General features: G+C 31.4%; 11 protein-coding genes. 8 read left to right on the forward strand and 3 right to left on the reverse strand.

Annotated features, from left to right (window positions below; genetic code table 11):
- Positions 1 to 34: 34 nt before the first annotated feature.
- From ABNT22_RS09570 to ABNT22_RS09585, 4 genes are all read left to right on the forward strand, one after another.
- Positions 35 to 424 carry an acyl-CoA thioesterase gene (locus ABNT22_RS09570; RefSeq protein ID WP_348717203.1) on the forward strand — a complete coding sequence of 130 codons (390 nt, stop codon included), beginning with the start codon at positions 35 to 37 and terminating at the stop codon, positions 422 to 424.
- 43 nt (positions 425 to 467) lie between these two features.
- Positions 468 to 800 (forward strand): hypothetical protein, encoded by a 333-nt coding sequence (locus tag ABNT22_RS09575; RefSeq protein ID WP_348717201.1) that lies wholly within the window; start codon positions 468 to 470, stop codon positions 798 to 800.
- A 96-nt stretch (positions 801 to 896) separates the two neighbouring features.
- Entirely contained in the window at positions 897 to 3050 is a 2154-nt protein-coding gene (locus ABNT22_RS09580; RefSeq protein WP_348717199.1) for a TonB-dependent receptor, read from the forward strand.
- A gap of 134 nt (positions 3051 to 3184) precedes the next feature.
- Positions 3185 to 4012 carry a prohibitin family protein gene (locus tag ABNT22_RS09585; RefSeq protein WP_348717197.1) on the forward strand — a complete coding sequence of 276 codons (828 nt, stop codon included), beginning with the start codon at positions 3185 to 3187 and terminating at the stop codon, positions 4010 to 4012.
- Between the two features lie 377 nt (positions 4013 to 4389).
- Here the strand turns inward: ABNT22_RS09585 and gcvT are convergent, their stop codons facing one another.
- On the reverse strand, positions 4390 to 5472 hold the full coding sequence (gcvT, locus tag ABNT22_RS09590; RefSeq protein ID WP_348717195.1) for a glycine cleavage system aminomethyltransferase GcvT: 1083 nt from the start codon (positions 5470 to 5472) through the stop codon (positions 4390 to 4392).
- A 127-nt stretch (positions 5473 to 5599) separates the two neighbouring features.
- Here gcvT and ABNT22_RS09595 point away from each other — a divergent pair, with 127 nt between their 5' ends.
- Both ABNT22_RS09595 and ABNT22_RS09600 read left to right on the forward strand, forming a co-directional pair.
- Positions 5600 to 7279, forward strand: coding sequence for an aminopeptidase P family protein (locus ABNT22_RS09595; protein ID WP_348717193.1), 1680 nt, complete (start codon positions 5600 to 5602; stop codon positions 7277 to 7279).
- Complete coding sequence (locus ABNT22_RS09600) at positions 7272 to 7823, forward strand: TlpA disulfide reductase family protein (RefSeq protein WP_348717192.1); 552 nt, start codon at positions 7272 to 7274, stop codon at positions 7821 to 7823. Before ABNT22_RS09595 ends, ABNT22_RS09600 begins: the two co-directional genes overlap by 8 nt.
- A 61-nt stretch (positions 7824 to 7884) precedes the next feature.
- On the opposite strand, the gene ABNT22_RS09605 is transcribed toward ABNT22_RS09600, so the two are convergent.
- Both ABNT22_RS09605 and ABNT22_RS09610 read right to left on the reverse strand, forming a co-directional pair.
- Positions 7885 to 8238 carry a hypothetical protein gene (locus ABNT22_RS09605; RefSeq protein WP_348717190.1) on the reverse strand — a complete coding sequence of 118 codons (354 nt, stop codon included), beginning with the start codon at positions 8236 to 8238 and terminating at the stop codon, positions 7885 to 7887.
- Between the two features lie 161 nt (positions 8239 to 8399).
- Complete coding sequence (locus tag ABNT22_RS09610; RefSeq protein WP_348717188.1) at positions 8400 to 9308, reverse strand: alpha/beta hydrolase; 909 nt, start codon at positions 9306 to 9308, stop codon at positions 8400 to 8402.
- A 33-nt stretch (positions 9309 to 9341) separates the two neighbouring features.
- Here ABNT22_RS09610 and priA point away from each other — a divergent pair, with 33 nt between their 5' ends.
- Positions 9342 to 11765 carry a primosomal protein N' gene (priA, locus tag ABNT22_RS09615; protein WP_348717616.1) on the forward strand — a complete coding sequence of 808 codons (2424 nt, stop codon included), beginning with the start codon at positions 9342 to 9344 and terminating at the stop codon, positions 11763 to 11765.
- Between the two features lie 144 nt (positions 11766 to 11909).
- On the forward strand, positions 11910 to 15386 hold the full coding sequence (locus tag ABNT22_RS09620) for a VIT domain-containing protein (RefSeq protein WP_348717186.1): 3477 nt from the start codon (positions 11910 to 11912) through the stop codon (positions 15384 to 15386).
- The last annotated feature ends 134 nt before the right edge of the window (positions 15387 to 15520 follow it).

Here is a 15520-nt window from a genome sequence, read left to right on the forward strand (position 1 = left end):
TGAATTTGGAAGACCTTTGTAGTAAATAAGTAATATGAGATTTCACACAAGAAAATGGGTAAAACCTGAAGATTTAAATCCAAATGGAACTTTATTTGGAGGACGTTTATTGCAATGGATTGATGAAGAAGTAGCATTGTATGCTATTATTCAGTTGGAAATACCAAAAACAGTGACCAAATTCATGTCTGAAATTGATTTTGTAAGTTCTGCAAGGCAAGGGGATATTATAGAAATTGGTATAGAGGTTGTAAAATTTGGTAGGTCTTCAATTACCTTAAATTGCGAGGTTAGAAATAAGATAACACGTAAAACAATAATTGCCATTGATAAAATAATTATGGTTTCTTTAGATGATAAAGGAAAACCAGTAGCACATGGTAAAACAAAGGTTGAATACGTTAAAGATCGATTAAACGAGTAACCAATTCACAAAACTTTGTTACTTTTGTAGTATAGAAATAAGCATGAAAAACTTACTAATCATATTGTTAACCTCTTTATTGTTAATGCCTCCGTTGCATGCGCATAACGATGTAGTGGTATATGATAGTTTAACGGAACATGTTGATATTGATGATGCACATGAAGAAATTCATCATCAAAATGATTCTGAAGAAGATAAAGATACAGAACACCACCATCATTGTACTGTAGTTAGTTTTTCTGCTGAATATATTCCTGTAAATACAGACTTTAAAATAGTTCCTTTGTTTGAGTTAAAACAAGAAATTAATTTTTATCAAAGTCCATATAGCTTTTCTTTTTTAAACGGTGTTTTTCAACCACCTAAAGCTTAATTAATTATATAAGTATCGCTCATTTAGAGCCCTAAATATGCATCTTTTCAAAAGAGAAGATGTCGTATATATATTATAATTAATTTAAGCATATACATGATAAAACATATATTTCTAGTCCTTGCAATAGGACTATTAGCAACCAGTGTATCTGGGCAAAATGCTATACAATTTAAGGTGCTTTCTGATGAAAAAGATCCAATAGTAGGAGCATCTGTATACATTAAAAATACAAGCATTGGTTCGGAAACTGATTTAGATGGATTGGCATCGATCAATAATATTCCAAATGGAAAACAAACCTTCATTATTTCATTTATGGGGTTTGAAACTGTTGAGGAAACCTTAGAATTTCCAAATAATAAAAATCTAATCACCATTGAACTACATGAAGACGAAGAAACTTTAGATGCAGTAGTGATACAATCTACCAGAAGTAAGCGTTCTATAGCAGAAATACCCACAAGAATAGAAGTAGTGGGAGCAGAGGAATTAGGTGAAAAGGCTGTAATGAATTCAGCAAATATTGCTATGGTACTAAGAGAAAGTACAGGGATTCAAATGCAGCAAACGTCCGCAAACTCTGCAAATCAATCCATAAGAATACAAGGGCTTGATGGACGTTTTACACAGTTGTTGAAGGACGGTTTTCCTTTATTTGGAGGCTTTTCAAGCGGATTAAGCATCATGCAAATTCCACCGTTAGACTTACAGCAAGTAGAAATTGTAAAAGGAAGTTCTTCAACCTTATATGGTGGAGGAGCTATTGCAGGGTTGGTAAACTTAGTTTCTAAACAACCAAAAGAGGAACGAGAGATAAAACTCATGTATGATCAAACTTCTAGAAATGGAAGTACTTTAAATGCGTTTTACAGTGAAAAGTATGGTAAGTTTGGAATGACCTTATATACTTCTGGAAATCTACAAAAGGCAACCGATTTAAATAATGATCATTTTACAGACATTCCTAAAGTAAGAAGCTTTAGTGTGAATCCTTCATTTTTCTATTATCCCAATGAAAATGAAACATGGAGATTCAACCTAAATACTACCTTAGAAAATAGAATAGGCGGAGATGCAGATGTTATTAATGGTAGTCCTAGTCCGGAACATAACTTTTATGAAGAGAATACATCTGAACGATATGCCACACAATTGAGCTATAGTAATCAATTGTCGGATGATAAAAGCTTTAGTTTTAAAAATAGTGTGAGTTATTTCAAACGTGATTTATTAATGCCAAACATGCAATTCAAAGGAAAGCAATGGGCCACTTTTACGGAAGCAACTTACAATACTTATAAGGAGAAACTGGATTGGGTTTTTGGAGGAAACATCGTTAGTGAAAACTTTAATGAAGATGAAGTGTCTACTATTGATAGGAGTTATTCACAATTTACTACAGGAATATTTGCGCAAAACAATTGGAGAGTATCTGAGGTAGTTACACTAGAAAGTGGATTGAGAACCGATTACAACAATAATTATGGGGTATTTGTGCTTCCTAGAGCTTCTATCCATATAAAATATTGTGAGCATCTATCGAGTAGAATAGGAGGAGGGTTAGGATATAAAATACCAACTATCTTTACGGAAGAAGGGGAGCAACGTTCTTATGAAAATGTATTACCAATTAATGCAAATAACTTTGAAGCTGAAACATCTATTGGTTTTAATGGTGATTTAAATTATAAAACCAAAATATTCAATGAGCATGTTTCATTATCATTTAATCAGTTGTTCTTTTATACACAGTTAAAGAACTCACTTGTTTTACAAAATAACGGCACAAATTATGAGTTTATCAATTCAAAAAGTTTGTTGAATAGTTATGGTGCAGAAACCAATTTAAAACTTAAGTATAAAGATTTTATATTATTTACCAATTATGCTTTTAATAATGTTAAGTTGAACGGAAATCAAAAAGCATTGACTCCAAGGCATAGTATTGGAGGAGTTTTAATGTATGAGGTACATGATAAGTGGAGAATAGGATATGAAGCCTATTATAAAAGTTCACAATTAAGAAATGATCTTACAGAAACCCCAGATTTTTGGACAATGGGCTTTATGGCAATGAGAACTTTTGGTAAAATAAGTGTTTATGCAAACTTTGAGAACTTTACAGATACCAAGCAACAAAACTATCAATCTATGGTAACACCTCCTCATAATGATCCTGATTTTACAGACATTTGGGCACCTACCGATGGATTTATTTTTAATACAGGAATTTTGATCGCATTATAAGCAAAGAGGGAGCTGCAAGCTCCTTTTTTTATTTTTCATTTAAAGCCTGTAACCTTGGAATTTGAGCTATAAGGAGACCAATGTGTGTATGCTGATTGAGATTAAATGAGTATTTTTACAAAAAAACTTATATAATGGCAAGAAATCAGATTGAATTGAATTTTCCAAAAACAGGATTGTTAATTCCTATAGCAATTGTTTTGATATTTTTTATTGCAAAATCAACAGAGACTATTGGTCCTGGTGAGGCAGGAGTATTATTTGAACGTTTTGGAGATGGTATTAATACAGAAAAGACCTATGGAGAAGGGTTTCATATTGTGGCTCCATGGAATAAAATGATTGTTCAAAAAGTACGTCAGCAATCTATATCCGACCAAATGAATGTGTTATCTGTAAACGGATTAGAGGTTAGAGTAGATGGTACAGTATGGTTTAGACCAGAGTACGATAAATTAGGTTCTTTAATCAAGACGAAAGGAGAAAATTATATTTCAGAAATATTAGATCCTGCGATTAATGGAGCAGCACGTAGTGTTGTGGGACGTTATACACCTGAGCAATTATATTCTAGTAAGCGTGACGTAATCGAGCAAGAAATTTTAGCCTCTGCTCAAGAAACTTTAAAAGATCAATACATCATTGTAGAGAGAGTTTTAGTAGAAGATGTGCAATTACCAAATACAATTCGTGATGCAATTGAGCGTAAATTAAAGCAAGAGCAAGAAGCTTTAGAATATCAGTTTAGAATTGAAAAAGCTGAAAAAGAAGCAGAGCGTCAACGAATAGAAGCAAAAGGAAAGGCAGATGCAAACAAAATTCTAAGTGCTTCGTTAACCGATAAAATCTTACAAGATAAAGGAATTGAAGCAACTACTAAGTTGTCAGAGTCTCCTAACAGTAAGGTAGTTATCATAGGTTCTGGAAAGAGCGGAATGCCTATTATTTTAGGAAATCAATAGATTTACTTTATAAAAAATAAGAAAAAGGCGACTTTATAGTCGTCTTTTTTACTTTTGAGGATCTATTAAAGACACTTAAGTGCTAAAAACCAGCACTTAAGGTATTTTGTTTAAAAAAAGCTCTTTTATTTTTCAACTTTGAAGTGCTCAAGAAATTGAGTATTTAATTGGGGAATTAAATTATTTATAGGGGTAAGCAGCTCGGGGGAGCTGCTTTTTTATTGTATAAAGCTAAAAGTATTGCTAAGACTATATATTTTATAGTAATAGTGCTTTAAGTATGCCAGAATTTTAGAGAGAGTTAAGAACAAGAAAGGTTCTTATAAGAAATAAAAAAGCTTCTAAATATTTAGAAGCTTTTTTATTTTAGTATTTACTTATCCTTTGTAAAAAGGTAGTTTAACTACCTTAGCAGGAATTTGTTTTTTACGCACTTGGATAAAAATATCAGAATCTACTTTCGAGTTTTCTTTTGTTACATATCCTAGTCCAATACCTTTACTAAGTGAAGGACTCATCGTACCTGAAGTTACTCTACCAATAACAGTTCCTTCTGCATCAACGATTTCATAATCTTTACGAGGTATACCACGTTCTGTTAATTCAAAAGCAACTAATTTACGAGTAATTCCTTCTTCCTTTTGTTTCTTTAAAGCTTCAGCATTTACAAAGTCTTTTGTAAACTTAGTAATCCACCCTAAACCAGCTTCAATAGGAGAGGTAGTATCGTCAATATCATTTCCGTATAAACAGTATCCCATTTCTAAACGGAGCGTATCTCTCGCAGCTAATCCAATAGGTTTGATATTCCAATCTTTTCCAGCTTCAAAAACCTTTTTCCAAAGTTGTTCTACATCTTCATTTTTAACATATACCTCAAAACCACCAGATCCAGTATATCCTGTTGCAGATACCACTACATTTGGAATCCCCGCAAAATCAGTAATTTCAAAAGTATAAAACTTAATAGTAGATAAATCAACAGAAGTTAATGATTGCATTGCTTCAGCAGCTTTTGGACCTTGAATAGCTAATAAAGACCAATCTTCAGAACGGTTTTCCATAGCAACATTTAAATCATTGTGTTGAGAAATCCAATTCCAGTCTTTTTCAATATTAGAAGCATTTACCACTAACATATATTTATTTTCTGCAATCATATAAATGATTAAATCATCTACAATTCCACCATCCGCATTAGGCATACAGCTATATTGAGCTTTACCAGGAACTAATTTAGAGGCATCGTTAGAAGAGATTTTTTGAATTAGAGCCAAGGCATTTTCCCCCTTTAAAAAGAACTCTCCCATATGACTTACATCAAAAACACCTACACCTTTACGAACCGTTTCATGTTCTGCATTCACACCTTCATATTGTACAGGCATATTATATCCAGCAAATGGTACCATTTTTGCACCTAAAGCTTCGTGTATATGTGATAAAGCAGTATTTTTCATTGATAAATTTATTGTTTGTTTAAAGTGACGCTAAAGTATTGAAAAAATAGCAAACAAAAACTGAAGTTTTGTTGAATATTCTACGCATATCTTATCTTAATATTTGTTAATTTTTTCTTTTATAAGTATGAGATATAGTATTTTTGGGAGTTTTTATTTAAAATTAGAAGGAAGAATGATAGGAAGGTTAGTTGTAATTGGTTTTTTATTTTCGATTGTATATACTGCTCAGGCTCAAATGTCTAAAGAATATTTATCTGCTGAGTTTCATAAGGATAGGAGAGAGGTTTTAAGAGCTAAAATGCCAAAAAACTCTGTAGCAGTGTTATTTTCAAATCCCGTTAGAAATAGAGCAAACGACGTAGATTATGTTTTTCATCAAGACCCTAACTTTTATTACCTAACAGGATATAGAGAACCGAATGCAGTATTGGTTTTATTCTCTGAGAACCAGAAGGATGCTTCAGGAAGTTGTTTTAATGAGGTTTTATACGTACAGAAAAAAGATCCATTGAGAGAATTATGGGATGGTAAAAGATTGGGTATTGAAGGAGTTAAGACGGAATTAGGTTTTAGTGTAGCTAAAAATGCCGAAGAGTTTATTAAGAACGCTGTAGATTTTAAGAAATTTGACAATGTATATGTTGAGGAATTTAGTGATGATTATCGAAACTCTTTAGTAAATGAAGCCGAAGTATTTGATTTGGTAACGTCTTTTAAAGAATCTTCTGGTTTTAATAAAATGAGTATTGAAAGTCCAAATGTGAAGTATGTACATCAAATAATTGCTAATGTACCAGATGCTCAGTTGGAAGAAGTGGCTAAAAACTTAGCATTAAGTTTTAAGAAATATCCAGAATTTAAGAAAGATCAATTGATTTCAGAATATGTTGATGCAAAAACAGATGATTTAAGAAAAAAGGTCAAGCATAAAATTAAAATAGAAATAGCTACCAGAAAGACAAATTTAGATTTCAAGTTTTTACCTACACAATTGGCAGATATGAGAGAGGTAAAAACAAAAGAAGAAATAAAATTGCTAACAAAAGCAATTAGAATTTCTGCTATAGGACAAATTGAAGTAATGAAAGCAATGAAGCCTCATATGTCTGAAAGCGAAATTCAAGGAATTCATGAATTTGTATATAAAAAATATGGGGCTGAATATGAAGGATACCCTTCTATTGTAGGAGCTGGAAACAACGGATGTATTTTACATTATATTGAAAACAGTAAAAAGAAGGTGGGAAAAGACCTAGTATTAATGGATTTAGGAGCAGAATATCGTGGATATACGGCAGATGTAACCCGTACAATTCCAGCAAATGGTAAATTTTCTCCAGAACAGAAAGCAATTTACCAAATTGTTTTAAAGGCTCAAAATGCAGGTATTGAGGTGAGTAAAGTAGGAAATAATTTTTGGGAACCAGGAGCAAAGGCAAAAAAAATTATCAATCAAGGGTTGTTTGAGTTAGGAATTATTAAATCTGTCGACGAATCACATGGTTATTTTCCTCATGGTACTTCACATTACTTAGGTTTAGATGTACATGACCCTGGAAACTATAGACAATTTAGACATAATTCTGTGATTACCGTAGAACCAGGTATTTATATTCCAGAAGGAAGTCCTTGTGATAAAAAGTGGTGGGGAATAGCTGTTAGAATTGAAGATGATATTTTAATTACAAATGAAGGGCCAGTTAACCTTTCTGAAGAAGCACCAAGAACAGTAAAAGATATAGAAGACATGATGGCGAGAAAGAGTGTTTTAGATGAATTTATTTTACCAAGTTTAGATGATTAAATTTTTAAAGAAGCACTATTCAAACATACTTTTTTTACTTGTATTAGGATTATTGCTTTTTCCGTCAACAAGAGTATACTTTATACGCTTAATTTCCTTTTCTCCAAGTGTTAATGAAGTAAAGGAACAAGTTCACCTAGATTCTTATGAATGGAATTTAAAGGGTTTAAATGCTCAAAATATTAACTTTAAAGAAGAGAAAGGAAAAGTAATCTTTGTTAGTTTTTGGGCTACTTGGTGCCCACCATGTATCGCAGAACTGCCTAGTATAAAAAAATTACATCAAGATTATGGTAATAAGGTTTCCTTTTTACTGGTAACCAATGAAGATTGGGGTACGGTTTCTAAATTTTATGAAAAGAATGAGTATAATTTTCCTACATACAATTATGTAAGTGCAGTACCTTCTAAATTGCAAAGTAATTCAATTCCAGCAACATTTATTTTAGATAAGAGTGGTAAAATTATAGTGGATAAAAAAGGACCGGCTAATTGGAATACTGAAAAGATTAGAAGTTTATTAGATGATTTATTGGCAAAATAAAACCCAAATTACACAATAGTAGTAACCTGGGTTTTGGGCAGTAATAGTAATAAATAATGGGTTATTTACCCTTTTTCAATGTGATTGGTAATTCATACACACTTCCTTTTTTAACATCTTCATGGTTTATCTTCTTATAGTTTAGTTTACGTTTGATAAAGTAAGCTAATTGTTTGCTATTAGAATCTACATCAAGAATAACAATTTCTCCTTTGCTATTTAACATGAACGACACATTGGCTTTAACAGTTTTATTGGTTTTGATTGGAGCAGAATTACCAATTATACTAGCAATTTCCGTATGCAATACTTTTTTTGCTTTTAAGATAGGGTTTGGGTTTTCGTTTGCTTGAATTGTGAACGTAGTAAATACACTTAAACAAAGTATAAGAACTAAAGATTTGAATGTTTTCATAATTAGAGTTTTATGTGTTATGGTTTGCTTATAAGACTACCCTTTATGAAAAAATGTTTCACTAAAAACGTGAGTTTAATAAAAACTTAACGTGATTTAACAGAGTTTAAGAATTTTAAGAAAAAAACACACACAAAAGTTAACACTTGTTAACATTTAAATTATGAAGTTACTTTGTTTACCCATTCTTTTGGAGATTCAAGCATTGGAAAATGACCAGCGTTTTTTAACCAAATTAATTGATTATTTGGAATCTCTTTATGAAGTTGTTCAGCAATGGCTTTTACGGCTATTGGATCATGTGTAGCCCAAACAATTTTAGTAGGAATTTGTGTTTGTTTAAGAGCTCCAATCCATCTATTCCAAAAGAAATATCGTTCGTTTATATAGTTACTTAACAAATGAATAACCTTTCTTCCATTGTTATAATTTATTTGAAACCACATTTCGTCAAGTTCATGTTGACTCACTCTGGAGCTATCAAAATAAATTTTACGGATATTCCTATTGAAGATAAACTGATTCGCTAATTTACCAACCCATTTACCAGTAATCTTATTCTTTAACAATTTTTGGATCGTCCTTAGTTTGGCTAATTCAATATGCATACTTCCGTTACAAAGTATCAATTCTTTGATATTAATATCTAACAGTTGTTTATGATGTCGAGCAATTATTTCTGTTGCAACACTTGTGCCATAATCATGTGCGAGTAGTGTAATATTTTTTAATCCGAGTTGTTTCCATAATAGTAAAGCAACATCAGCTTGTTCAATTAAAGAATAGGAATAATTTAATGGTTTATCAGAAAAACCAAACCCCAAATGATCATGAATTATAACTCTATAGTGTTTTATCAACTCCGGAAGTACTTTGTAGTAATCATAAGAGGAGGTAGGATAGCCATGAAGAATAACCATAGTATTATCTGATGCGCCTTCATCAATGACAAAAACTTGCTGATTTTGAATACTTAAGAATTTACCTTTGTTTTTCCATTCTGATGAAGTCATAAATAGCGTTGTTTTTCTGTTTACAATGTAGTGAATTTTACGTAGTTTTGGTTTCATCAAAAAGAACTTCATATTTATTTCATAGACGTCATACTACCCATTCCTTTACAAAAAACGTTTACCTATGCGGTAACCAAGGAAGAAGCCCATTTCTTACAAAAAGGAATGCGTGTGGCAGTTTCTTTTGGTAAAAGTAAAATTTATACGGCATTGGTGTTTAATATTCACCAAAATGCTCCAGACTTGTATGAGGCGAAAGATATTCATCAAATATTAGATGATGTACCGATTGTAAATTCACAACAATTGCAACATTGGCAATGGATAGCTAGTTACTATATGTGTTCCTTAGGAGACGTATATAGAGCAGCATTGCCTTCTGCTTTTATGTTAGAAAGTGAAACAATCATTTATAAGAATGAAGCTTTTGTTGAGGAATCTATATTGACTGATGATGAATTTTTGATTTTTGAAGCTTTACAACATCATTCTCAATTAACCATTCATCAAGTATCAGATATTTTAGGTAAAAAAACAGTATTACCAATTATCAATACATTGATAGAAAAATGTGCGGTATACATCAAAGAAGAAATTTATGAGACGTACAAACCTAAATTGGTTAAATATGTACGTTTAAATACTGTATACAATTCTAATGAAGGATTACAAGACTTGTTAGAACAACTTTCTAGGGCTAAAAAGCAACGAGATGCTGTAATGACTTTTTTTCAGTTAAAAGCAGCTAAAAAGCCTATTAAAGCAAAAGATTTAGAAGAACAATCGGGCGTTTCTTCCTCTATTTTAAAAGCTTTAGTTGATAAAGAGATTTTTGAATTTTACCATATTCAAACAGATAGAATTAGTTATCAAGGAGAAACCAATCAAATAAAAGAGTTGAATGAATTTCAACAAGAGGCTTTTGATGAAATTAAAACTTCTTTTGATACTCAAAATGTAACTTTATTACATGGAGTTACAGGTTCTGGGAAAACAGAGATTTATGTAAAGTTGATTAAAGAAGTAATTGCTGAAGGAAGACAGGTATTGTTTTTACTTCCTGAAATTGCCTTAACTACTCAGATTATAACGCGCTTGCAGAATTACTTTGGAAATTTTATTTCTGTATTTCATTCTAAGTATTCTATGAATGAACGCGTAGAGGTATGGAATAATGTACTTGAGAATAAACCAAAAGCTCAAATTATATTGGGAGCAAGATCTTCTGCATTCTTACCTTTTTCTAACTTAGGACTAATTGTTATTGATGAAGAGCATGAAACGTCTTATAAACAATTTGAACCTTCACCAAGATACAATGCTCGTGATGCGGCTGTAGTATTAGGACATTTGCATAAAGCAAAAGTATTATTAGGTTCTGCTACACCATCATTAGAGAGTTATTATAACGCAGAGCAACAAAAATACGGTTTTGTAGAACTAAAGCGACGTTTTGGAAATATTCAGTTACCCAAAATAGAATTGATAGATATCAAAGAAAAGCATCGTAAAAAACGAATGACAGGACATTTCTCTGATCGTTTGTTGACTATGATGAAAGAAGCTTTGGAAGAAAAGGAACAGATCATTCTATTTCAAAACAGACGTGGATTTTCTCCAGTAGTAGAATGTACTACTTGTGGAGTTTCTCCCCAATGCCCGAATTGTGATGTAAGTTTAACCTATCATAAGTTTAGAGGAGAACTAAAATGCCATTACTGTCACTACCAACGTGCCATGCCTACCAGTTGTGGTGCTTGTGGAAGTTCTACTTTAGATACCAAAGGTTTTGGAACTGAACAGATAGAATTGGAATTAAAAGAGTTATTTCCAAACCATAATATTGGCCGTATGGACTTGGATACCACTCGAGGGAAGTATGGATATGAAAAGATTATAGGTGCTTTTGAGGCTCAGGAAATAGATATTTTGGTAGGAACACAAATGCTATCAAAAGGATTGGACTTTGAAAATGTTTCTTTAGTAGGGATTCTAAATGCAGATTCCATGCTCAATTTTCCTGATTTTAGGGCACATGAGCGCGCTTTTCAATTAATGTTACAAGTGTCAGGTAGGGCAGGACGCACCAAGAAACAAGGAAATGTAGCCATACAAACTTTTAATCCATACCATCAAATACTACAGCAAGTATCAACCAATAGTTATTTAGAAATGTATAAGGAACAGCTTCAAGATCGTTGGCAGTTTCATTATCCACCATATTATCGTTTGGTAAAAATTACCTTAAAGCATAAAGACTATACACGAGTGGATACAGGGATTCACTGGTTGGCTAAATCTTTGCAAAATGTATTTGGAGAACATGTGTTAGGACCTTCAGCACCAGCAGTAGCACGTATACGAAACCAGTATATTAAAAACTTGATTGTTAAAATTCCTCCAAAACAGTCTTTAGCGAAAACAAAGGAACAACTTCAAAAAATTAAAAACACCTTCGAGGCTGTGCAAGACTTTAGACCAATACGCTTTATTATAGATATAGATGCGTATTAGGGTTTGGATCATTCTTTAGTTTACTACAATTCATTAGATTTTATAAAATAGATAGCTTCCCTCAATAAAAAGGTAGTTACCCTCATTACTGGTTTTATTTTTTAGTATAAATATTGAGTTTTACTTAATATTAAAGCCTATACTATGAAAAAACTACTATTCATCAATTTCTTACTAATAAGTCTTGGACTTTATTCTCAAAACACTCCAAAAATCACTTTACAAAATGGTGAGCAGCTAAAGCTATCAAGTTTAAAAGTAAAGACAGAAATTACTGGAGATTATGCAACGACTACTTATGATATGGAATTTTATAACGGATTGGATAGGACACTGGAAGGTGAACTCTCATTTCCTTTAGGAGAAGGACAGTCAGTTTATAAGTTTGCTATGGAGCTAAACGGAAATTTAAGAGAAGCTGTGGTTGTAGAAAAAGAACTTGCACGTGTTGCTTATGAAACAACTATTAGACAAAATATTGATCCAGCACTCTTAGAAAAAACTAAGGGAAATAATTATAAAGCAAGGGTGTATCCAATTTTACCTAAAGCTACTAAAAGAGTTGTTTTGACTTATGAAGAAAAGCTTTCAAGCAATAAGAATAAGTTAGTTTATAATCTACCATTAGGATTTAAACAGACAATAGATTTTGTATCGATAGATGTTTTTGTTTATGGGATCTCCAAATCCGATAAAATAAAGATAGTAAGTGTATTATCTAAAAACCCAAATTTTATAAGAAAAGGGAATGTTGTAAACGCTTCTATAGTACAAAAGAATGTAAAACCTCAAGAACCAATTAAAGTAATCATAGCAAGTTCTTTCGATACAGAAAAAACATTAACCTACAGAGATTATTTTTATACTTCTGTAAAGTTTAAGAATCAATTTCGTGATAAGAAAAAGCCTGAAAAGATATGTATACTTTGGGATGCTTCTTTTTCAATGAGAAATAAAACCTTAACAAAAGAACTAGAGCTATTGGGTAAGTACTTGAGTTATTTGAAAGATGTAGAAGTTGAGTTTGTTTCTTTTAATAATGCCATAATTAACAAGAAAAAATTCAACATATCTGAAGGAAATTGGAATATCATTAAAAAAGAAATACTAGCTCAAACTTATGATGGTGGAACCAATTTAGAAATACTAAAAACCATACAACTAGACGCTAAAGAGGTACTTTTATTTTCAGATGGATTAACGAATTTAGGAAGTATAAAAAGGTTAAAGAGTAAAACAATTTACACAATCAACTCATTAATCTCCGCTGATCATTTCTTATTAAATACCATTGCAACTAATCAAGGAGGTGTGTATATAAATTTAGGAAAACTTGATAGCAATGAAGCATTTAAGTTATTGAAGAGAGAAGCATTACAGTTTTTAGGGTATCAAAGTACTTCTAGTTTAGAAGAGGTATATCCAAAAAACAGCGTAAATATTATGAATGATTTTGTGATTTCGGGTAGGTTTAAAAGAAAGTCTACAATCAAATTAATATTTGGGTGTCAAGATGAGATAATAAAGGAAATTTATATTGATTTAGATAGATCTAAGAAATCAAGTCAGGTTAAAAGACTTTGGGCAAAAGAAAAATTAAAATATTTAAGTGTAGATAAAGAAGAAAATAAAAAAGCAATTATTTCTTTAGCTAAACAGTATCAATTAATTACGGATTACACATCAATGCTAATTTTAGATAGAATTCAGGACTATGTAAAATATAAAATAGAACCGCCAAAAGAACTAAAAAGACAATACAAAGCACTGTTAAGAGAAAGAGAAGAAGATCAAATTTCCAAAAGAGAAGACTTTGAATTAAGAAGAGAAGATATCTTTGATCAATATAAAGAAGTTACAGATTGGTATAATGAAACTTATCCTTTAAAAAAGGTAAATACTAAGAGAACAAGTCAAACTTTTAGTACTCGCAACATTTCTAGGAACCAAACAGTAATAGCTTCTTCAAATAATACAAACACTAGTAATTCTAATGATAATGCCGTTAACAATGATTCTAATGTCGATAATTCTATAGAGAATACAGATAACAATTCAGAAGAAAAGACATTGGTCTCTGATATTGATTATTCTAAAAACGTTGTAAGAGGTATTGTTAAAGATTCTTCAGGTCCTTTACCTGGTGCTATTGTTTGGGTAAAAGGAACAAGAAGAGGAACAGAAACAGATTTTGATGGTAAATACACAATTAATGTTGAAAAAGATGAAGTTTTAGTTTTTTCTTTTGTGGGATATGTAACTGAAGAAGTTATTGTTAGCAATAGGAATATATTAGATATAGAACTAGGAGAGGATAACCTATTAGATGAAGTAGTGGTGGTAGGTTATGGTTCAAGACAAGTAAGAAGTTATACTGGTAGTGTTGCTATTAAATCTAGTGAAGGGTTAACATCAGGTGTTGTTGTTGCTCAAAATAGTTCTGAAAATGTAAATACGGTTGTAAGAGGGAATAATATATATCAAGAGACAATAATGTATATAGTCAATGGAATTCCTGTAAATAAAAAGGTTATAGAACAGCTTAAGCCTAATGAAATAGCTTCTGTTCAAGTTATAAAACCAATTGATGCGGTAAAGCTTTATGGAGAAAAAGCCAGAAATGGAATCATTATTTTTACTACCAAAAAGGGATTAATAACTCATAAAAAAGAAATAGATCGTTTAAATCTGTTAATCGAACAAAGAATAGAATTAAAGGCATGGAATCCTGAAGTTCCCTATTTGGAAGTTCTAGAAAAAGAAACTTCTGTTATATCTGCCTACGATAGGTATTTAGAAATCAGGGATCATTATTCTAATAGTCCAATGTTTTACATAGATATAGCTGATTTCTTTGATCAAAGGGGAGCAAAAAAAATGGCTATTAGAATATTGACAAATTTAATAGAGATAGATTTAGATAATTATGAACTTCTAAAGGCATTAGCGTATAAGTTGGAGTATTTTAAGGAGTATGATTTAGCAAAATACATTTATAAAAGAGTTTTAGTGCTAAGACCTGAAGAACCTCAGTCCTATAGAGATTTAGCTTTAGCTTATGAACTAGCGGGAGATTATCAAGATAGTTTTGATTTGCTTTATAAAATTTATAATGGAGATCTTCTAAACAAAGATGAAGATGAACGATTTGATGGTATTGAAGCGGTGGTATTTGTAGAGCTAACTAGGTTAGTGTCTAAGTATAGAAGCAAGTTAAGATTAGATAAGCATCAAAAAAAGCTTTTTAAATCCATGCCTGTTGATGTACGTATTGTTGTAGATTGGAATCATAATGATACTGATTTAGATTTATGGGTAGTTGATCCAAAAGAGGAAAAAGCTTCTTATAAGAACATAGAAACAGAAATAGGAGGAAGAATGTCATTGGATATGACAGAAGGATATGGACCAGAAGAATTTATGCTTAAAAAAGCGATAAAAGGAGAATATAAAATTATGATTGATTATTATGCCGATACCGTTCAAAAAATATCAGGACCTCCAATTTTAAAAGTTACTATGTTTACCAATTATGGACGTAAAAATGAAAAAAGAAGAACAGTTATAGTAAAGCTTGATAAGAAAGAAGATAGTATAGAGATAAGCAATTTAAAAATATAAAATACCTTGTTTAATGTATTAAAAAAGAGGAACTCAAAGAGCTCCTCTTTTAAATATATGTTATAGTATTACCTTTTAACGCTTGAAAAGAGAAATTATAATTCGCCCCAAAATTGATAAAAGCCCTACTTAAA

The organism is Tenacibaculum sp. 190130A14a (genome assembly GCF_964048965.1).
GTDB lineage: Bacteria > Bacteroidota > Bacteroidia > Flavobacteriales > Flavobacteriaceae > Polaribacter > Polaribacter polynesiense.